Raw genomic sequence first — 20,580 nt, 5'->3', positions numbered from 1 at the left:
GTAATCTATCGGTGTGCATGCCGTCACCGGGTTCTGGCTCGCGTTACCCCCGCAGATGCGGGACCCGGTGCTGTTCGCGATCCCGTTCTTCCTGCTGCTGTTGACCCTCGAGTGGACGGCGGCCCGCAAATTGGAGCGTCTCGAGGCCTCCGAACGGCCGGCATCCGGCGCCTACCTCACCCGTGATTCGCTGGCCAGCATCTCGATGGGGCTGGTCTCGGTGGGTACCACGGCCGCCTGGAAGACGCTGGCGTTGCTCGGCTATGCCGCCATCTACGCCTATCTGGCGCCCTGGCACCTCTCGGTCGGCCAGTGGTACACGTGGGTCATCGCGATCCTGGGCGTCGACCTGCTGTACTACGCCTACCACCGCATCGCGCACCGGGTGCGGCTGATCTGGGCGACCCACCAGGCCCATCACTCCAGCCAGTACTTCAATTTCGCGACCGCGCTGCGCCAGAAGTGGAACAACAGCGGCGAAATCCTGCTGTGGATTCCGTTGCCGCTGTTGGGTCTTCCGCCCTGGATGGTCTTCTTCAGTTGGTCGCTGAATCTGATCTACCAGTTCTGGGTGCACACCGAGCGGGTGGGCAAACTGCCGCGGCCGCTCGAGTTCGTCTTCAACACACCGTCGCACCACCGGGTGCACCACGGGATGGACCAGATCTACCTGGACAAGAACTACGGGGGCATCTTCATCGTCTGGGACCGCCTGTTCCGCAGTTTCCAGGCCGAGACGTTCCGCCCGCATTACGGCCTCACCAAGCAGGTGGACACCTTCAACATCTGGAACCTGCAGACGCGCGAATACGTCGCGATCGCGCGCGACTGGCGGTCGGCGAGTCGGCTTCGCGACCGGCTGGGCTATGTTTTCGGACCGCCGGGCTGGACTCCGCGCCCGGCCGCTGTGACCACCGACTCCGTTCGGCTGGCCTCGTCGTTGTAACGCTGACCGCGAATCGGTCGATGTCGAAACAGTAACGACGTAATCTCAACTTGTGGTCGGAGCACGCGCCGGCCTTGACGGAACGGAGTCCGTCCATGGTGTATCGCATGGCACTTCGAGTAGTGGGCGCGGCGATTGCTGCGTTGGCCTTCACTCCCGGATTGCCGGCCGCCACCGCTCACGCAGACCCGGTGGTGGTGTCCCCGGGCATGGAGATCCTGCAGGACAACCGCCTGTGCACGCTGGGTTACGTCGATCAGGCCGCGAGAGTCGCATACACCGCGGGACATTGCCGCAGCACCGGAAACATCGTCACCGACCGCAACCGCAACCCGATCGGCCATCTCGCGACCTTTCGCGACGACACCCCCAGCGGCTCGACGGTCGCCGTCGACCAGGCGATCAGCGATTACGAGGTGATCGCGCTGGATCCCAATATTCCGCTGAACAACATCCTGCCGGGCGGACGTCCGCTGGTATCGAGCCCAAACGTCGCGCTTTCCCCCGGGCAGGCGGTCTGCCACTTCGGCGTGTCCACCGGTGAAACCTGCGGCACCGTCGAAGCCGTCAACAACGGCTGGTTCACCATGTCCCACGGCGTCCAGAGCCACCCGGGAGACTCGGGCGGACCGGTCTACCTGGCCGGCGGCGGACCCGGACAGATCGTCGGGATATTCAACAGCATGTGGGGCGACTTCCCGGCGGCGGTGTCGTGGCGGTCCACCTCCGAACAGGTCCACCAGGACATGGCGGGGCAGGTCAACCCCGGCTGACGCCCGTTACTGCGGCCTGAGCACGAACATCGGTATGGACGGGGCGCCGGCCCGGAACTCGTCATCGCTGGAATCCGGCGTCAGACCGGCCACATAGCCCTTGACCTGCCAATACCACCTGTCCAGGTAGCGCTTCAACAACGCGGGCTTGGCCGCGTCGTCGACCTCGGTGGCCTGAAGGGTTCGGCGCCGCCAGCGCGGCCCCACTTCGACGACACCGGCGGCCCTGACGTTGCGTGCCCACTGGGTGTTGCCTCGCGGCGAGACCAGGTAGTCCACGCCGTCGATGGCCAACAGGTTGATCACCACGGCGCGCTGTTTTCCCGTCTTGCGCCCGCGGACGCGCAGCGCCCGGGTGCCGGCGATGCTGATCCCGAGATCGGCCAGCCCGCGGATGACGGCGTTACCGGCCCGGGCGACGCGGTTGGGTTCTTCGTAGCGCGTGGACATCGTGGATCCTCTCGGCCGGCCTTCGGAAGACGTGAGAGCAGTGCTCTCTTGCTTGGTCACAATGGCACAACACCCGGCAGAAAGCAAGAGCGGTGATCTCGGTTTGTGTCAGACTGACTACGTGGGCAAACGCCAGGAGTCGCGGGAACAGATCGCGGCGCGCATCGTCGAGCTGGGCCGTCAACATCTGGTCGATCGCGGCGCGGCCGGACTGTCGCTGCGCGCGATCGCGCGCGACCTCGGCATGGTCTCCTCGGCGGTATACCGATACGTGTCGAGCCGCGACGAACTGCTCACCCTGCTGCTCGTCGACGCCTATTCGGACCTGGCCAACGCGGTGGACCGGGCCCGCGACACCGCGGACGAGCTGTGGAGCCACGACGTCGTCGCCATCGCCCGGGCCGTGCGGCGCTGGGCAGTGGAGCATCCCGCGCAATGGGCGCTGCTGTACGGCAGCCCGGTCCCCGGCTACCACGCCCCTGCCGAACGAACCGTCGGAGTCGGCACCCGCGTGGTCGGCGCCATCTTCGACGCCATCGCCGCCGGAATCACCACCGGCGATATCAGGCTGACCAATAGCGTTGTGGCGCAACCGATGTCGTCGGACTTCGACCGGATCCGGCACGAGTTCGGCTTTCCCGGCGACGACGCCGTCATCGCCAAGTGCTTCTTGTTCTGGGCCGGAGTGCTGGGCGCCATCAACCTCGAGGTGTTCGGACAGTACGGCGCCGACACCGTGACCGATCCCGAGGCCGTCTTCAACACCCAGCTGGGGCTGCTGGTGGAAGTGCTCGCCCAGCATTGACGCAGCGGGCCGTCGCCCGAATTAGAACGTGTTCACCCGGCGTTTCCGGGCATTGGGCATCGGATCACGGCAAAGAATTTCTGGCTCTTTCTGGGGGCCGACAGACTGGGCTATCCTGCCAGACGATGACGCTTGAAGTTCAATCACCGATACAGATCGCCTGGGTCACCCAGAATCTCGATGCCACCGAAACGGCTCTCACCGGCCTGTTAGGCGCCCGGAAGTGGGTCCGCATACCCGAGGTGCACTTTGCTCCGGACAGCTGTAGCTACCGTGGCAAGCCGGCCGACTTCGTCGCCAGCATCTCCCTGAGCTATCTCGGTGACATGCAGTTGGAGCTCATCGAACCGGTTAGCGGGGAGAACGTCTATAGTGAATTTCTCCGTGACTCCGGACCGGGTTTGCACCACATCTGCATGGAGGCCGAAAGCCCCGAGCGATTCGATGCGGCACTCGCCGACGCCGCCAACCACGGCGCCGAAGTGGTGCAGCAGGGCGTGATGCCCGGCGGCATCCAATTCGCTTACCTCGCAGCACCACAGGCGGCCGTGCCGTTCGTGGAGATCGCCTACATCTCACCCGAGATGCGGGCGTTTTACGACTACATCAAACAGGAGCAAGGGTGAGCACCGAGATCCCAGCAACGGTCGACGCGGCCACAGTGACGTCCTGGTCGGACGACGTCGACGTGCTCGTGATCGGCTTCGGCATCGGTGGTGGATGCGCGGCGGTGAGCGCGGCGGCCGCCGGCGCGCGAGTGCTGGTCGTCGAGCGCGCGGCCGCGGCGGGCGGGACCTCGTCGATGGCCGGCGGCCACTTTTACCTGGGTGGCGGCACCGCGGTCCAGCAGGCCACCGGGCAAGACGATTCCGCCGAGGAGATGTACAAGTACCTAGTCGCGGTGTCTCGCGAGCCCGACCTCGAGAAGATTCGCGTGTACAGCGACGGCAGTGTCGAGCACTTCAACTGGCTGGAGGATCTGGGTTTCCAGTTCGAGCGCAGCTTCTACCCGGGCAAAGTGGTCGTCCCGCCGGGGACCGAGGGTCTGAGCTACACCGGCAACGAAAAGGTGTGGCCCTTCTGCGAGCAGGCCAAGCCCGCGCCGCGCGGGCATTCGGTGCCGGTGCCCGGCGAGTTGGGGGGCGCCGCGATGGTCATCGACCTTCTGGTCAAGCGCGCTGCCGACTTGGGCGTCCAGGTCCGCTACGAGACCGGGGCAACCAACCTCGTCGTCGACGACAACGGCGCGGTGGTCGGTGTCGCGTGGAAGCACTTCACCGAAACCGGTGCGATCAAAGCAAAGTCGGTGATCATTGCCGCCGGGGGTTTCGTGATGAATCCGGAGATGGTCGCCGAGCACACTCCCGCGCTGGCGCAGGAGCGCAAGACCAAGCACCACGGCACGGTCGCGCCCTACATCCTGGGCAACCCGAACGACGACGGGCTGGGCATCCGGATGGGCGTCTCGGCGGGCGGAGTCGCCAAGAACATGAACGACTTGTTCATCACCGCGGCGGCGTACCCGCCCGCGATTCTGCTGACCGGTGTGATCGTCAACAAGGACGGCAAGCGCTTCGTCACCGAGGACTCCTACCACTCGCGCACCTCGGCATTCGTGCTCGAGCAGCCGGAGCAAACCGCCTACCTGATCGTCGACGAGGCGCACACCGAGATGCCCGAATTGCCGCTGATCAAATTCCTCGACGGCTACGAGACCATCGCCGAGTTGGAGGAAGCGGTGGGTATTCCGAGCGGCAACCTCGCCGCGACGCTGGACCGTTACAACGAGTTCGCGGCCAAGGGGGAGGACCCGGATTTCCACAAGCAGCCCGAATACCTTGCGCCGCAAGACAATGGGCCCTGGGCGGTGTTCGACCTATCGCTGGGTCGGGCCATGTACTCGGGATTCACCATGGGCGGGCTGACCACCTCGGTGGACGGTGAGGTGCTGCGCGAAGACGGCACGCCGGTGCCCGGCCTGTACGCCGTCGCGGCGTGCGCGTCCAATATCGCCCAGGACGGCAAGGGTTATGCCAGCGGCACGCAACTGGGCGAGGGCTCATTCTTCGGCCGCCGCGCCGGAACGCACGCGGCCGCACGCCGCTAAACCGTCGCGGGCTCTTGGCCCACCGGTCCGAGGTGCCAACGGCCGCTGCCGAGCAGTTGCAGCTCTTGCTCGTGATGCTGCTCGACGGTGTGGCGATGACTGACGCTGACCACGACGCACTCCGGTAGCTCGCTGCGCAGCAGCTGATACAGCGCGAATTCCAGCCCCTCGTCGAGTGCGGAAGTGGACTCGTCGAGGAAGACGGCCTGCGGCTTGGTGAGCAACACCCGGGCGAACGCCACGCGCTGCTGCTCTCCCGGCGAGAGCACCTTGGCCCAGTCCTGCTCTTCGTCGAGCCGACTGATCAGCGGGGCCAGCGCCACCTTGGTCAGCACGTCATGCAGCTCGCCATCGGAGATGGAGTCCGTCGGGTTCGGGTAGCACACCACGCCGCGCAGACTGCCCAGCGGCACGTACGGCAGCTGCGACAGGAACATCGTCGCGTTGTCGCCGTCTGGGCGGCAGAGCGTTCCGGATGCGTACGGCCACAGTTCGGCGAGGCTGCGCAGCAGAGTGGTCTTGCCGGCACCGGAACGCCCGGTGATCACCAGGGTGTCGCCGCTGTCGAGTTCGATGTCGAGCGAGTCGATGAGTTGATCGCCGGCCGGCGTGCGCACCTCGATACCGGCCAGCTCGACCGTCTTGTCTTGGCTCGGTTTGACCAGCACCGCGGGCAGCGCGCGGCCCTGGGCGTTGGCGTCGACCAACCCGTGCAACCGGATGATGGCCGCCCGGAACGACGCGAACGCGTCGTAGTTGTTCCGGAAGAACGACAGCGAATCGTGAATGTTGCCGAATGCCGTTGCCGTCTGGCCGACGTCGCCGAAGTTGATCTTGCCCGAGAACAACCTCGGGGCCTGGATGATCCACGGCAGCGGGACAATTGCCTGCGACACCGACCAGTTCCAGCCGTTGAAGATGATGGTTCGGCGGACGAACTTGCGGTAGTTGTCGATGATCGGCGTGAAGCGCCGCCACAGTTGCGACCGCTCGACCCGCTCGCCGCGGTAGAAGCCGACCGCTTCCGCTGCGTCGCGTAGCCGCACCAGGGCATAGCGGAACGCGGCGTTGAGCTTCTCGTTGTTGAAGCTCAGCCAAATCAGCGGGCGCCCAAGCCAAATCGCGACGACCGTCGCGATCAGCACATAGACCAAAACGGTCCAGAACATGGCCCGCGGCAACGTGATACCGAACAGGGTCAGGTCCCCGGACAGGTTCCACAGGATGGCGGCGAACGAGATCACCGAAGCGACCGCGTTGACGGCCCCGAACAGCAAGGTGCCGCCGGTGCCGTTGGACGGGTTATTGGGGGTTCCGCCGGCATTCGCGGTGAAGATGTCGATGTCCTGCTGGATACGCTGGTCGGGGTTGTCAATCGTGTTGTCGATGAACAGATCCCGGTAATACGCCTTGCCGTCCAGCCAGTCGTCGGTCAGGTGCGCGGTCAACCACATGCGCCAGGCGATCATGAACCGCTGGGTGATGTAGATGTCGAGCATGAATCGGATGACGTAGAGCGTGGCCAGCACGCTGAAAATCAGCAGCGACATGTAAAAGCCGTGAATGCCTGATTGTTTGACGGCGTCATCGTCGGCGGCCGTGCCCTGGACCGCGATCTGCACCGACGTGTACAGGTCGTTGCCCTGGTAACTGAGCAGCACGGTCAGCCGCACCGCGAGCAGCACCGACAGCAGCAGCACCCCGAGTACCAGCCACACCTTGACGCTGGCCGGGCCGACGAAATACCCGCGGGTGATCCGCCAGAACTGCCGGCCCCAGGGCGTGAAATACCGGAATGCGGCCAGCACGACGATCAGACACACCGCCCCGATCGCCCAGGCAATGGCGACCCACTGCAACGAGTCCGGAACTGCCGATGACCAGTCGATGGATGGCTTGAATAGCGTGGGACCCAACTTCGACGTCTCCTTGCTATCGAGGCATCCGGAGGAGCCTCTGGGCGAATGCTTCCCAGCGAAGGTACCCGAGACCGGCGGATAGGCTGCCAGGATGAGCATCGACGCTCCGTCCAGCCAGATTGTCCATGCCGGCCGGTTGATCGCCCGGCGCCTGCGGGCCAGCGGTATCGACACCCTCTTCACGCTGTCCGGCGGTCACCTGTTCTCCCTGTACGACGGCTGCCGTGACGAGGACATCCGACTCATCGACACCCGCCACGAGCAGACCGCGGCGTTCGCAGCCGAGGGCTGGTCGAAGGTGACCCGGGTGCCGGGCGTGGCCGCGCTGACCGCGGGTCCCGGCGTCACCAACGGCATGAGCGCGATGGCGGCCGCGCAGCAAAACCAGTCCCCGTTGGTGGTGCTCGGAGGACGGGCGCCCGCGCAGCGCTGGGGCATGGGATCGCTGCAGGAGATCGACCACGTGCCGTTTGTGGCACCGCTGGCTCGCTTCGCGGCCACCGCACAGTCCGCCGCCGACGCGGGCCGGCTCGTCGACGAGGCACTGCGCGCCGCCGTCGGCGCACCGTCGGGGGTCGGATTCGTCGACTTTCCGATGGATCACGTGTTTGCCGTCTCCGAGGACGACGGCCGACCCGGCGCGCTGACCGCGCCGCCGACGCCGCAGACCCCCGACGGCAACGCGCTGGACCGCGCGGTCAGCCTGCTGGCGTCCGCCCGGCGGCCGGTGATCATGGCCGGCACCAACGTGTGGTGGGGACACGCCGAGGCCGCCCTGCTGCGGCTCGCCGAGGAACGACGGCTCCCGGTGCTGATGAACGGCATGGCCCGCGGCGTGGTACCCGCCGATCACGCGTTGGCGTTCTCGCGGGCGCGGTCGAAAGCGCTGGGCGAGGCCGATGTGGCCCTCGTGGTCGGGGTGCCGATGGATTTTCGGCTCGGCTTCGGCACGGTGTTCGGGCCCGAAACCCAGCTCATCGTGGCGGATCGGGTCGAGCCCGATCGTGAGCATCCCCGGCCGATCGCCGCGGGCCTCTACGGCGATCTTTCGGGCATTCTCGCGGCGCTGTCCGGCCCGAGCGGCGCCGACCACGGCGACTGGATCGACGCGCTGCGTACCGCCGAGACCGCCGCGCGCGATCACGAAGCGGCGGATCTCGGTGACGGCCGCATCCCGCTGCACCCGATGCGGGTGTACGCCGAACTGGCGCCGATGCTGGATCGCGACGCCATCGTGGTGATCGACGCCGGTGATTTCGGCTCCTATGCGGGCCGGATGATCGACAGCTATCAGCCGGGCTGCTGGCTGGACAGTGGCCCGTTCGGCTGTCTGGGCTCGGGCCCCGGCTACGCACTGGCCGCCAAACTGGCCCACCCCGAGCGTCAGGTCGTGCTGCTGCAAGGCGACGGCGCCTTCGGCTTCAGCGGCATGGAATGGGACACCCTGGTGCGCCACCAGGTGCCCGTCGTGTCGGTGATCGGCAACAACGGAATCTGGGCCCTGGAAAAGCATCCGATGGAGGCGATTTACGGCTACTCGGTGGTGGCGGAGCTGCGTCCGGGCACCCGCTACGACGAGGTGGTGCGTGCCCTCGGCGGCCACGGCGAACTGGTATCGGCGCCCGCCGAGCTGCGGCCCGCGCTGGAACGCTCCTTTGCCAGCGGCCTGCCCGCGGTCGTCAACGTGCTCACCGACCCGAGCATCGCCTACCCGCGCCGATCCAACCTGGCCTGACCGAAGCGGCACTGTTCACCGCGTACCGTTGACCTGTGCCAAAGACCACCCGCACCCAACCGGGCCGCCTGAGCAGCAGATTTTGGAAGCTGCTCGGCGCCAGTACCGAAAAGAACCGCTCGCGCTCCCTCTCCCAGGTCAGCGACTCGTCCGAATACGACGAGAAGGCCGCCGGTCTGAACGACGACCAGCTGCGCAAGGCGACCGGGTTGCTCAACCTCGACGATCTGGCCGACTCCGAGGACATCTCGCAGTTCCTGGCGATCGCGCGGGAAGCCGCGGAGCGGTCAACGGGGTTGCGGCCGTTCGACGTTCAGCTGCTGGGCGCGCTGCGCATGCTCGACGGCGACGTGATCGAAATGGCGACCGGTGAGGGCAAGACCCTGGCCGGTGCGATCGCGGCCGCCGGATACGCCATCGCCGGCCGGCACGTTCACGTGGTGACCATCAACGACTACCTGGCCCGCCGCGACGCGGAATGGATGGGCCCGCTGATCGAGGCCATGGGGCTGACGGTCGGCTGGATCACCGCGGAGTCGACGAGCGAGGAGCGCCGCGCGGCCTACGACTGCGACGTCACCTACGCCTCGGTCAACGAGATCGGCTTCGACGTGCTGCGGGATCAGTTGGTCACGAACGTCGACGACCTGGTATCGCCGAATCCCGATGTGGCTCTTATCGATGAGGCCGACTCCGTGCTGGTCGACGAGGCGCTGGTGCCGCTGGTGCTGGCGGGCACCACGCACCGGGAAACGCCGCGGCTGGAGATCATCAAACTGGTGGGCGAGCTGGCTCCCGACACGGACTACGACACCGACTCCGACAGCCGCAACGTGCACCTGACCGATGTCGGCGCGCGCAAGGTCGAGAAGGCACTCGGCGGCATCGACCTGTACTCCGAGGAACATGTCGCCACCACGCTGACCGAGGTGAATGTCGCGCTGCACGCCCATGTCCTGTTGCACCGCGACGTGCACTACATCGTCCGCGACGACGCCGTGCATCTGATCAACTCCTCGCGCGGGCGCATCGCGCAACTGCAGCGCTGGCCGGACGGCCTGCAGGCCGCCGTCGAGGCCAAGGAGGGGATCGAGACCACCGAGACCGGCGAGGTGCTCGACACCATCACGGTGCAGGCGCTGATCAACCGCTACACGACGGTGTGCGGCATGACCGGCACCGCGCTGGCCGCCGGTGAGCAGCTGCGCCAGTTCTACAAGCTCGGTGTCTCGCCAATTCCCCCGAACGAGCCCAATATTCGCGAGGACGAGTCCGACCGGGTGTACGTCACCGCCGCGGCCAAGAACGACGCGATCATCGACCACATCGCCGAGGTGCACGAGACGGGACAACCCGTGCTGGTCGGCACCCGCGACGTGGCCGAGTCCGAAGACATCCACGAACGACTGGTACGCCGCGGCGTGGCGGCGGTCGTGCTGAACGCCAAGAACGACGCCGAGGAAGCCCAGGTGATCGCCGAGGCCGGCAAGTACGGCGCGGTCACGGTGTCCACCCAAATGGCCGGGCGGGGCACCGATATCCGCCTCGGCGGATCCGACGAGGCGGATCACGACCGGGTCGCCGAGCTGGGCGGGCTGCACGTGGTCGGCACCGGCCGCCACCACACCGAGCGGCTGGACAACCAGTTGCGCGGCCGCGCCGGACGCCAGGGCGACCCAGGCTCGTCGGTGTTCTTCTCCAGCTGGGAGGACGACGTCGTCGCGGCCAACCTCGACCGCAACAAGTTGCCGGAGCAGACCGACGAGAACGGCATGATCGTCAGCTCCAAGACCAACGCGTTGCTCGATCACGCACAGCGCGTCGCCGAGGGCCGGCTGCTGGATGTGCATGCGAACACCTGGCGCTACAACCAGCTGATCGCTCAGCAGCGCGCCATCATCGTGGACCGCCGAAACACGTTGCTGCGCACCGCAACTGCGCGCGAAGAGCTTGAAGAGCTGGCGCCGAAGCGCTACGAGGAGCTGGCCGAGACGGAGGGAATCTCCTCCGAACGCCTCGAGACGATCTGCCGGCAGATCATGCTCTATCACCTCGACCGTGGCTGGGCCGATCACCTGGCCTATCTGGCCGACATCCGCGAGAGCATCCATCTGCGCGCGCTGGGCCGGCAGAACCCGCTGGACGAATTTCACCGGATGGCGGTCGACGCGTTCGCCTCGTTGGCCGCCGACGCGATCGAGGCGGCTCAGCAGACCTTCGAGACGGCGAACGTGCTCGAAGAGGAGCCGGGCTTGGATCTGTCCAAGCTGGCACGACCGACGTCGACGTGGACATACATGGTCAACGACAACCCGTTGTCCGACGACACGTTGTCCACCCTGAGCCTGCCCGGGGTATTCCGCTAGACCGCGTCGCGCGGCTCGTCCCGCGATGCGGACCGCATCCGCACCGAGCTAATGTCACGGCTCATGGAGCCGGTTCCGCCAGACCGGGTGCTGACAGTGCCCAACCTGTTGAGCGCCCTGCGGCTGGCGCTCATCCCGGTCTTCATCTATGTGCTGATGTTCGCGCACGCCAATGGCTGGGCGGTGGCGATCCTGATGTTCAGCGGCGCCTCCGACTGGGCCGACGGAAAGATCGCCCGCACCCTGAACCAATCGTCGCGCCTCGGCGTCCTGTTGGACCCCGCGGTCGATCGGCTCTACATGGTGACCGTGCCGGTCGTGCTGGCGCTGAGCGGGATCGTGCCGTGGTGGTTCGTCATCACGCTGATAGCGCGTGACGCGCTGCTGGCCGCCACGCTGCCGCTGCTGCGCAGTCGCGGATTGGCGGCGTTGCCGGTCACCTACATCGGCAAGGCCGCGACCTTCGCACTGATGTCCGGCTTTCCGCTGGTGTTGCTCGGCACGTGGGACGCGACGTGGAGCCGGGTGATCGGCGCCTGCGGTTGGGGCTTCCTGATCTGGGGTATGTACGCCTACCTGTGGTCATTCGTCCTGTACGCGTGGCAGATGGTCCTGGTGATGCGCCGGATGCCCAGGGTTGGTGAGCATGCCTGAACCGGACCGCCTGCTCGGCGGCTACGACCCCAACGCGGGCCGCAGCGCGCATGCCGCCGCGCGCCCGACACTCATCCCGGTGCCGTCGCTGCTGCGCGCGCTGCTATCGGAGCATCTGGATCCCGGCTACGCCGCGGCAGCGCAGCGGCGTGCCGCCGAGACCCCGCCGACCGGCGGTCGGACCCGCGTCTTCGGCTGGCTCTGGCAGGCCCTGGCCGCCATGCTGGTCGCCACCGTCTTCGCCGCCGCGGTCGCCCAAGCCCGTTCGGTGGAACCCGGGGTGCGCACGGCTCAGCAGCTGCTGGCGCGAAGCGTGCGGTCGACGGAGGAATCCGACACGAAATTGGCCCAGCAGCGCAGCGCGCTGGCGAGCAAGGTCGACGACGTACAGCGACTCGCGCTGGCCGACGATGCCGAGGGCCAGCGGCTGCTGAGCCGCCTGGACAGCCTCGGCCTGGCGGCGGCCAGCACAGCGATCATCGGTCCCGGACTGACCGTGAAAGTGACCGATCCCGGTGCCAGCCCGAATCTTTCCGACGTGTCCAAGCAGCGGGTGAACGGGAGCCGGCAAATCATCCTCGACCGCGATCTGCAGCTCGTGGTCAATTCGTTGTGGGCCAGTGGTGCCGAGGCGATTTCGGTCGGCGGCGTGCGGATCGGACCGAATGTGACGATCCGCCAGGCCGGGGGAGCGATCCTGGTCGACAACAACCCCACCAGTAGCCCGTACACGATCCTCGCGGTCGGGCCGCCTAACGGGATGCGGGACGCGTTCGAGAGCAGCCCTGGATTGCAGCGTCTTAGGCTGCTGGAAGTCTCCTACGGTCTCGGCATCACGGTGAACGTCTCCGACGGTCTCTCGCTGCCGGCCGGATCGGTCCGGGAAGTCAAGTTCGCCAAACAGATTGGGCCCTAGTGAGAAAAGATCGCGCATGATCGGTATCGCGGCGCTCGTGGTCGGCATCGTGCTGGGTTTGGTCTTACACCCGGCGGTGCCCGAGGTCGTCCAGCCGTATCTGCCCATCGCCGTCGTCGCCGCGCTCGACGCGGTCTTCGGCGGACTGCGTGCCTACCTGGAGCGGATCTTCGACCCCAAAGTCTTCGTGATTTCGTTCGTGTTCAACGTCTTTGTGGCGGCGCTGATCGTCTACGTCGGCGACCAGTTGGGCGTCGGCACGCAGTTGTCCACGGCCATCATCGTCGTGTTGGGTATCCGGATCTTCGGTAACGCCGCCGCACTGCGGCGCCGGCTCTTCGGGGCGTAGCGGAGATGGGGGCAGCGTGAGCGAAGACCAGCCAGCGGGCACGCCCGACGAAAGTCGTGAAGCGCCAACCGGGGACGACGACGCCGCCCAGCGGGGTCGCCACGAATTGCCCGAGAACAGCCCGCGCCCCGAGATCGGAGCCGTGGGCCGGACCGGGCTGTCCGGAATGCTGCGCGGCGGCCGGTCCCGGCTGATGTTCGGAACCCTGGCGGTGCTGCTGTGTCTGGTCCTCGGCGTCGCCATCGTCACCCAGGTCCGCCAGACCCGGTCGGGTGACTCCCTGGACACGGCGCGCCCCGCGGATCTGCTGGTGCTGCTGGACTCGTTGCGACAGCGCGAGGGCACGCTGAACGGCGAAGTCAACGACCTGCAGAACACCCTGAATTCGTTGCAGGCGTCGGGCAACACCGACCAGGCCGCGATCCAGAGCGCGCAGGCCAGGTTGGCCGCGCTGTCCATCCTGGTCGGGGCCGTCGGCGCGACCGGGCCCGGCGTCACCATCACCATCGACGACCCGGGTCCGGGGGTGTCGCCCGAAGTAATGCTCGACGTGATCAATGAATTGCGGGCCGCCGGCGCCGAGGCGATCGAACTCAACGGCGGACACCAGTCCGTGCGGGTGGGTGTCGACACCTGGGTGGTGGGCACACCCGGTGCGTTGACCATCGACACCAAGGCGTTGTCGCCGCCGTATTCGATTCTGGCGATTGGGGATCCACCCACGCTGGCCGCGGCGATGAACATCCCCGGCGGTGCCGAGGACAGCATCAAGCGGGTCGGCGGGAAGATGTCCGTGCAGCAGGGCGACCACATCGACGTGACCACCTTGCGACAACCAAAACCGCACCAATACGCTCAGCCCGTCAAGTGAGCACGTCCCTATTGGAAGACAGGATTACCGTGAGCGATATCCCGCCTGATCTGCACTACACCGCCGAACATGAGTGGGTTCGCCGGAGCGGTGACGACACCGTGCGGGTCGGAATCACCGACTTCGCGCAATCGGCGCTGGGCGACGTCGTTTTCGTCCAGCTGCCCGACGTAGGCACCGAGGTGACCGCGGGTGAATCGTTTGGCGAGGTGGAATCGACGAAATCCGTATCGGACTTGTACGCGCCGCTGTCCGGCAAGGTGATCGCCGTCAACGGTGACCTGGAAGGCAGCCCGCAGCTGGTCAACTCCGATCCCTACGAGGCCGGCTGGCTGCTGGATATCCAGGTCTCTGACGGCTCGGAGTTGGCGTCCGGCATTGCCGCGCTACTCGATGCCGAGGCCTACCGCGGCACACTCACCGAGTGACGGTTGCTAATGTCCCTGCCAGCCCTGCGCGCCGGGGACAGGGGCCGGCCCAACGATCGACTTTCGATCCTGCCGGTGGCTAGCGCATTCGGAACCACCGCGCGGTACGGTCAACACAACAGCGTTAGAAGGCAAGTAATCGGCAATACAGGGTTGAAGAAACCTAGTGGGCAGCCGGCCGAACGGCCCGGTCAGACAACGCCACAGCGGCCAGTGAGGAGCAGCGCGTGACGGATATGGACAACGACCAGACTTCTGACGAAGTCACCGTGGAGACGACTTCGGTCTTTCGCGCCGACTTCCTGAACGAACTGGACGCGCCCGCCCAGTCTGGCTCCGAGAGCACGGTATCCGGGGTCGAAGGACTGCCGGCGGGCTCGGCATTGCTGGTCGTCAAACGGGGACCCAACGCCGGATCGCGCTTCCTGCTCGACCAGGCCATCACCTCGGCCGGCCGGCATCCCGACAGCGACATATTCCTCGACGACGTCACGGTGAGCCGGCGCCACGCCGAATTCAGGTTGGAAAACAACGAATTCCACGTGGTCGATGTGGGTAGCCTGAACGGCACCTACGTCAATCGCGAGCCGGTGGACTCGGCAGTGCTGGCGAACGGTGACGAAGTACAGATCGGCAAGTTCCGCCTGGTATTCCTGACGGGACCCAAAGGTGACGACGACGGAGGATCCGGAGGCTAGTGAGCGCACCCGATAGCTCGGCCCTGGCCGGGATGTCGATTGGGGCGGTCTTGGACCTGTTGAGGCCGGATTTCCCCGATGTCACGATCTCCAAGATTCGCTTCTTGGAAGCAGAGGGACTGGTGACGCCGCGGCGCGCCGCGTCGGGATACCGCAGATTCACCGCCTACGACTGCGCGCGGCTGCGCTTCATCCTCACCGCACAGCGCGATCACTACCTTCCGCTGAAGGTGATCCGGGCGCAGCTTGATGCTCAGCCCGACGGCGAACTGCCGCCGTTCGGATCGCCTTATGGCGTACCGCGATTGGTTTCGGTGACCGACGGCGACGGCGACCCCGATACCGGATCCGACGCGGCCGCGGTGGCACCCACCCGCGTCCGGTTGAGTCGGGAAGACCTGCGCGACCGCGCCGGGGTGGACGACGACCTGCTGACCGCACTGCTCAAGGCCGGGGTGATCACCACCGGTCCGGGCGGATTCTTCGACGAGCACACCGTCGTGATCGTGCAGTGCGCGCGAGCGCTGTCCGACTACGGCGTCGAGCCACGGCATCTGCGCGCCTTCCGCTCCGCCGCCGACCGGCAGTCCGATCTGATCGCCCAAATCGCCGGGCCGCTAATCAAAGCCGACAAGGCCGGCGCCCGCGATCGCGCCGACGACCTGGCGCGCGAGGTTGCCGCACTCGCAATTACTTTGCACACGTCGCTGATCAAGTCGGCCGTTCGCGACGTTCTGCGACGCTGAGGACTAGACTTCCCTCAACAGCTTGGTGGTCGGCGACACGGAGAGGAATGGTGCTCTACCGGGTCGTCGCGCCGAGTGAAAGTCGGACACGGCGGCATGTGCGGAGGGCAGACACAAATGGGTGAAGTTCGTGTTGTCGGCATTCGCGTCGAGCAGCCGCAGAACCAGCCGGTGCTGTTGCTGCGCGAGGCCAACGGTGACCGTTACCTGCCGATTTGGATCGGACAGTCCGAAGCCGCCGCCATCGCGCTCGAACAACAAGGCGTCGAGCCGCCCCGCCCGCTGACTCATGATCTGATTCGCGATCTCATTGCCGCCCTTGGGCATTCGCTCAAAGAAGTCCGGATCGTGGATCTGCAGGAAGGCACGTTCTACGCCGACCTCGTCTTCGACCGCAACATCACCGTGTCGGCGCGCCCCTCGGACTCGGTGGCGATCGCGCTTCGGGTCGGCGTCCCGATCTACGTCGAGGAGGCCGTCCTCGCGCAGGCGGGTCTGTTGATCCCCGACGAGAGCGACGAGGAATCCAACACCGCGGTCCGCGAGGACGAGGTGGAGAAATTCAAAGAGTTTCTCGACAGCGTGTCACCCGACGACTTCAAGGCGACCTAGGCCGCGCAGGTTTTCGGCCGGCCGGCAACGCGCGCATTCACGAAACGGCGAGGCAGAAGTATCGCCCGCGCGGAGTTAAGCTGATGCGTCGATATCACGGATCCGTCTCATCTGACACTGTGATTTCGACACGCCACATGGATAGCACGCCCCTTGCCCTTATGGCGGCCATACTTTGAGGACGAGTTAAGGCACGACAGTGATTGAACAGCGTAAGCTCTCAAGCACTCGGGCCTTAGCCAACGTGGCTGTGAAGACAGCCAGTGGACGCAGCTAGTGACTAGAGCGCGATCGGCGAGAGGGAACCACTGTGAGCGACCAGCCACGTCAAGAACAGCTGGATCTTGCTGAAGGTGCCGCGACCAACGGTGAACCGAGCGTCACCGTGGCCAGCGGACCCGTGCAGCCCGGTCTGTTTCCTGACGATTCGGTGCCCGACGAGCTGGTCGGCTACCGCGGGCCGAGTGCCTGCCAGATCGCCGGAATCACCTACCGGCAGCTGGACTACTGGGCACGCACGTCATTGGTAGTGCCGTCGATTCGCAGTGCGGCCGGATCCGGCAGCCAGCGCCTGTACTCCTTCAAGGACATCCTGGTTCTCAAGATCGTCAAGCGGCTGCTGGACACCGGCATCTCGCTGCACAACATCCGCGTCGCCGTCGACCATCTGCGTCAGCGCGGCGTCGAGGACCTGGCCAACATCACCCTGTTCTCCGACGGCACCACCGTTTACGAGTGCACGTCGGCCGAAGAGGTCGTCGACCTGCTGCAGGGCGGCCAGGGCGTGTTCGGTATCGCCGTGTCGGGCGCCATGCGGGAGCTGACCGGCGTAATCGCCGACTTCCCAGGTGAGCGCGCTGACGGCGGCGAATCGATCGCCGCGCCCGAGGACGAGCTGGCCTCGCGCCGCAAGCATCGCGACCGCAAAATCGGTTAGTAACCCACTGTTGGGTAGCCCGACACGCATTGTTGGGCTATTTCATGTACCGGGCTTCACTCACGGGTAAACTAAGCGTTGCATCACGCCCGCGCGGGAGAGTTCTATGGCCGCCAGCCATGGACGCCGAAGGAGCAACACCTCTCCGTCAACCTCTCAGGCACCCGGACCGCGTCAAGGTAACGATGCCTCTGGAAAGCGGTGCCGCCTTGTGCGGTACACCCGCCGATGGGGAAAGGCGCTCGGGGGGACTACGCGCCGAATCTCTCAGGCGCCCGTGACTGGGTAAGGACAGAGGGAGAGGGCCAATAGTCCCTCTGCCGATGTCAGGAGTGCCCCGTGGTCGACCAATCCAGTTTTGCAGCCCGCCATATTGGTCCGGACAGTCAGGCCGTCGAGGCCATGCTCGACGTGATCGGTGTCCGCTCGCTCGACGAGCTGGCCGCCAAAGCCGTCCCGGCCGGCATTTTCGACAAACTTTCCGACGACGGTCTGGCGCCGGGTCTGAGCGCGCTACCGCTGGCCGCCAGCGAGGCCGAGGCGCTCTCCGAACTTCGAGCACTGGCCGACAGCAATACGGTCGCGGCGTCGATGATCGGCCAGGGCTACTACGACACCTTCACCCCGCCGGTGTTGCTGCGCAACATCCTGGAGAACCCCGCCTGGTACACGGCCTACACGCCGTACCAGCCGGAGATCAGCCAGGGCCGGCTGGAGGCGCTGCTGAACTTCCAGACCATGGTCACCGATCTGACCGGACTCGAGATCGCCAACGCCTCGATGCTCGACGAGGGCACCGCGGCCGCCGAGGCCATGACGCTGATGCACCGGGCCGCCCGCGGTTCGGCCAACCGGCTGGCCGTGGACGCCGACATATTCGCGCAGACCGCCGCCGTGCTGGCCACCCGCGCCCAGCCGTTGGGCATCGAGATCGTCACCGCCGATCTGCGTGACGGCCTGCCCGACGGCGACTTCTTCGGCGTCGTCGCCCAACTGCCCGGCGCCAGCGGCCGGATCACGGATTGGTCCGCGCTTGTCGCGCAGGCCCACGAACGGGGCGCACTCGTCGCGATCGGCGCCGACCTGCTGGCGTGTACGTTGATCACCCCGCCGGGCGACATCGGTGCCGACGTCGCCTTCGGCACCACCCAAAGATTCGGTGTGCCAATGGGATTCGGCGGTCCGCACGCCGGGTACCTGGCGGTGCACGCCGCACAGGCCCGTCAGCTGCCGGGCCGGCTGGTCGGCGTCTCGGTCGACACCGACGGCTCACCGGCCTATCGCCTGGCGTTGCAGACCCGCGAGCAGCACATCCGCCGCGACAAGGCGACCAGCAACATCTGTACCGCGCAGGTACTGCTGGCCGTGATGGCCGCGATGTACGCCAGCTACCACGGCGCCGACGGACTGACCGCGATCGCCCGCCGGGTGCATGGCCGCGCTCAATCCATCGCCGCCGCCCTGGGCGAGACGCTGGTGCACGACACGTACTTCGACACGGTGCTGGCCCGGGTGCCGGGACGCGCGGATGAAGTGCTGGCCAAGGCGAAGGCCAGGGGAGTGAACCTGTGGCGCGTCGACGCAGACCATGTGTCGGTGTCCTGCGACGAGGTCACCACCGACGGTCACGTGGCCACGGTCCTGGAAGCTTTCGGGGTGCCACCCGCCGATCCGTCCGGCACCGATATCGCCACGCGCACATCGGAATTCCTCACCCACCCCGCCTTTACGCAGTACCGGACCGAGACGGCGATGATGCGCTATCTGCGCACCTTGGCGGACAAGGACATCGCCTTGGACCGCAGCATGATTCCGCTCGGCTCGTGCACGATGAAGCTCAACGCCGCAGCCGAGATGGAAGCGATCACCTGGCCGGAGTTCTCCCGGCTGCACCCGTTCGCTCCGGCCGCCGACACCCCGGGGATACGCCGGCTGATCAGCGATCTGGAGACCTGGCTGGTGCACATCACCGGTTATGACGCGGTCTCACTGCAACCGAACGCCGGATCGCAGGGTGAGTACGCCGGCCTGCTGGCGATCCACGGCTATCACGCCAGCCGTGGTGAACCGCACCGCGACGTCTGCCTGATTCCGTCCAGCGCGCACGGCACCAACGCGGCGTCGGCCGCGCTGGCCGGAATGCGGGTGGTCGTGGTGGGCTGCCAGGAAAACGGCGACGTCAATCTCGACGATCTGCGCGCCAAGATCCGCGAGCATGCCGAGCGGCTGGCGGCGCTGATGATCACCTACCCGTCCACGCACGGGGTGTACGAACACGACATCGCCGAGATCTGCGCGGCCGTGCACGACGCCGGCGGGCAGGTCTACGTCGACGGCGCCAACCTCAACGCGCTGGTCGGCCTGGCCCGGCCGGGCAAGTTCGGCGGCGACGTGAGCCACCTGAATTTGCACAAGACGTTCTGCATCCCGCACGGTGGCGGCGGCCCGGGCGTGGGTCCGGTCGCCGCGCGTTCGCACCTGGCACCGTTCCTGCCGGGTCACCCGCACGCACCCGAACTGCCCGGGGGACACCCGGTGTCGTCGGCGCCGTACGGCTCCGCCTCGATCCTGCCGATCAGCTGGGCCTACATCCGGATGATGGGCGCCGACGGGCTGCGGGCGGCATCGCTGACCGCGATCGCCTCGGCCAACTACATCGCGCGTCGGCTCGACGAGTACTTCCCGGTGCTCTACACCGGCGAGAACGGCATGGTCGCCCACGAATGCATCCTGGACCTGCGCGGCATCACCAAGTCGACCGGCGTGACCGTCGACGATGTGGCAAAGAGGTTGGCGGACTACGGTTTTCATGCGCCGACCATGAGCTTCCCGGTGGCCGGCACGCTGATGGTGGAACCCACCGAGAGCGAGGATCTCAACGAGATCGACGCGTTCTGCGACGCCATGATCGCCATCCGCGCCGAGATCGATCGGGTGGGCTCAGGGGAGTGGCCCGCCGACGACAACCCGCTGCGCGGCGCACCGCACACCGCCGAGTGCCTGCTGGTCGCGGACTGGGAACACCCGTACACGCGGGAGCAGGCCGCCTACCCGCTCGGCAAGGATTTCCGGCCCAAGGTGTGGCCGCCGGTGCGGCGCATCGACGGGGCTTACGGCGACCGCAATCTGGTGTGTTCGTGCCCACCGATCGAGTCGTACGCCTAGGACGCCCTTGGCAGGCAGGCGCGAGCCCTGCGGTCGCCTGAACCGAATTAATGTCGGTGCCGCGCGCTATGCTCGAACACATGTTCGACATTGAGCAAGCGGA

At 66.5% G+C, this 20,580-nt stretch carries 19 protein-coding genes and 1 riboswitch; of the genes, 17 read left to right on the top strand and 2 right to left on the bottom strand.

Translation table 11 applies throughout. The features are described from left to right. Nucleotides 1-13 precede the first annotated feature (13 nt). Nucleotides 14-946, top strand: a complete 933-nt coding sequence (locus G6N55_RS03230) for a sterol desaturase family protein (RefSeq protein WP_085224254.1) — start codon at nt 14-16, stop codon at nt 944-946. A gap of 95 nt (nt 947-1,041) precedes the next feature. Further along, entirely contained in the window at nt 1,042-1,719 is a 678-nt protein-coding gene (locus tag G6N55_RS03225; protein WP_085224256.1) for an Rv1815 family serine proteinase, read from the top strand. Between the two features lie 6 nt (nt 1,720-1,725). On the opposite strand, the gene G6N55_RS03220 is transcribed toward G6N55_RS03225, so the two are convergent. Continuing rightward, complete coding sequence (locus G6N55_RS03220; protein WP_085224258.1) at nt 1,726-2,169, bottom strand: nitroreductase/quinone reductase family protein; 444 nt, start codon at nt 2,167-2,169, stop codon at nt 1,726-1,728. 121 nt (nt 2,170-2,290) lie between these two features. Between G6N55_RS03220 and G6N55_RS03215 the strand changes: the two genes are divergently transcribed. The 3 genes from G6N55_RS03215 to G6N55_RS03205 all read left to right on the top strand — a co-directional run bounded on the left by G6N55_RS03215 (nt 2,291) and on the right by G6N55_RS03205 (nt 5,081). After that, nucleotides 2,291-2,974, top strand: coding sequence for a TetR/AcrR family transcriptional regulator (locus tag G6N55_RS03215; RefSeq protein ID WP_197747382.1), 684 nt, complete (start codon nt 2,291-2,293; stop codon nt 2,972-2,974). A 125-nt stretch (nt 2,975-3,099) separates the two neighbouring features. Next, on the top strand, nt 3,100-3,600 hold the full coding sequence (locus G6N55_RS03210) for a VOC family protein (RefSeq protein WP_085224260.1): 501 nt from the start codon (nt 3,100-3,102) through the stop codon (nt 3,598-3,600). Then, nucleotides 3,597-5,081, top strand: coding sequence for an FAD-binding protein (locus tag G6N55_RS03205; RefSeq protein ID WP_085224261.1), 1,485 nt, complete (start codon nt 3,597-3,599; stop codon nt 5,079-5,081). Before G6N55_RS03210 ends, G6N55_RS03205 begins: the two co-directional genes overlap by 4 nt. Here G6N55_RS03205 and G6N55_RS03200 read toward each other — a convergent pair. Next, a complete protein-coding gene (locus tag G6N55_RS03200) occupies nt 5,078-6,997 on the bottom strand; it encodes an ABC transporter ATP-binding protein/permease (RefSeq protein ID WP_085224263.1) in 1,920 nt (639 codons plus the stop codon). The two genes, G6N55_RS03205 and G6N55_RS03200, sit on opposite strands and share 4 nt — an antisense overlap. A gap of 94 nt (nt 6,998-7,091) precedes the next feature. Between G6N55_RS03200 and G6N55_RS03195 the strand changes: the two genes are divergently transcribed. The 12 genes from G6N55_RS03195 (at nt 7,092) to gcvP (ending at nt 20,477) form a co-directional block, all read left to right on the top strand. Then, nucleotides 7,092-8,735 carry an acetolactate synthase gene (locus G6N55_RS03195; RefSeq protein WP_085224265.1) on the top strand — a complete coding sequence of 548 codons (1,644 nt, stop codon included), beginning with the start codon at nt 7,092-7,094 and terminating at the stop codon, nt 8,733-8,735. A 35-nt stretch (nt 8,736-8,770) separates the two neighbouring features. Continuing rightward, entirely contained in the window at nt 8,771-11,101 is a 2,331-nt protein-coding gene (gene secA2 / locus G6N55_RS03190; protein WP_085224267.1) for an accessory Sec system translocase SecA2, read from the top strand. A 63-nt stretch (nt 11,102-11,164) separates the two neighbouring features. Next, nucleotides 11,165-11,755 carry a CDP-alcohol phosphatidyltransferase family protein gene (locus G6N55_RS03185; protein WP_085224268.1) on the top strand — a complete coding sequence of 197 codons (591 nt, stop codon included), beginning with the start codon at nt 11,165-11,167 and terminating at the stop codon, nt 11,753-11,755. Further along, nucleotides 11,748-12,671, top strand: coding sequence for a DUF881 domain-containing protein (locus G6N55_RS03180; RefSeq protein WP_085224270.1), 924 nt, complete (start codon nt 11,748-11,750; stop codon nt 12,669-12,671). The genes G6N55_RS03185 and G6N55_RS03180 overlap by 8 nt, the downstream gene beginning before the upstream one ends. A 16-nt stretch (nt 12,672-12,687) precedes the next feature. Further along, entirely contained in the window at nt 12,688-13,020 is a 333-nt protein-coding gene (locus tag G6N55_RS03175; RefSeq protein WP_085224272.1) for a small basic family protein, read from the top strand. 16 nt (nt 13,021-13,036) lie between these two features. Then, on the top strand, nt 13,037-13,891 hold the full coding sequence (locus tag G6N55_RS03170; RefSeq protein ID WP_085224274.1) for a DUF881 domain-containing protein: 855 nt from the start codon (nt 13,037-13,039) through the stop codon (nt 13,889-13,891). A 29-nt stretch (nt 13,892-13,920) separates the two neighbouring features. Then, complete coding sequence (gene gcvH / locus G6N55_RS03165) at nt 13,921-14,319, top strand: glycine cleavage system protein GcvH (protein ID WP_085224276.1); 399 nt, start codon at nt 13,921-13,923, stop codon at nt 14,317-14,319. 236 nt (nt 14,320-14,555) lie between these two features. Further along, the gene (gene garA, locus G6N55_RS03160) at nt 14,556-15,017 is read left to right on the top strand and encodes a glycogen accumulation regulator GarA (RefSeq protein ID WP_276073105.1); all 462 of its coding nucleotides are present in this window, start codon (nt 14,556-14,558) and stop codon (nt 15,015-15,017) included. Then, nucleotides 15,017-15,763, top strand: a complete 747-nt coding sequence (ftsR, locus tag G6N55_RS03155) for a transcriptional regulator FtsR (protein WP_085224280.1) — start codon at nt 15,017-15,019, stop codon at nt 15,761-15,763. Before garA ends, ftsR begins: the two co-directional genes overlap by 1 nt. A gap of 117 nt (nt 15,764-15,880) precedes the next feature. Continuing rightward, nucleotides 15,881-16,375, top strand: a complete 495-nt coding sequence (locus G6N55_RS03150; RefSeq protein ID WP_036469133.1) for a bifunctional nuclease family protein — start codon at nt 15,881-15,883, stop codon at nt 16,373-16,375. 310 nt (nt 16,376-16,685) lie between these two features. After that, nucleotides 16,686-17,312: a MerR family transcriptional regulator gene (locus tag G6N55_RS03145; protein ID WP_085224282.1), complete on the top strand. Its 627-nt coding sequence runs from the start codon at nt 16,686-16,688 to the stop codon at nt 17,310-17,312. Between the two features lie 84 nt (nt 17,313-17,396). Continuing rightward, nucleotides 17,397-17,494: riboswitch (glycine riboswitch) on the top strand. Between the two features lie 157 nt (nt 17,495-17,651). Continuing rightward, nucleotides 17,652-20,477, top strand: a complete 2,826-nt coding sequence (gcvP, locus tag G6N55_RS03140) for an aminomethyl-transferring glycine dehydrogenase (protein ID WP_085224283.1) — start codon at nt 17,652-17,654, stop codon at nt 20,475-20,477. The last annotated feature ends 103 nt before the right edge of the window (nt 20,478-20,580 follow it).

It is taken from the genome of Mycobacterium florentinum (assembly GCF_010730355.1).
In the GTDB taxonomy this organism is placed as follows: Bacteria; Actinomycetota; Actinomycetes; order Mycobacteriales; family Mycobacteriaceae; genus Mycobacterium; species Mycobacterium florentinum.
The sequence above is the reverse complement of the archived record's forward strand: the minus strand, read 5'-3'. Positions and strand labels throughout refer to the sequence as shown.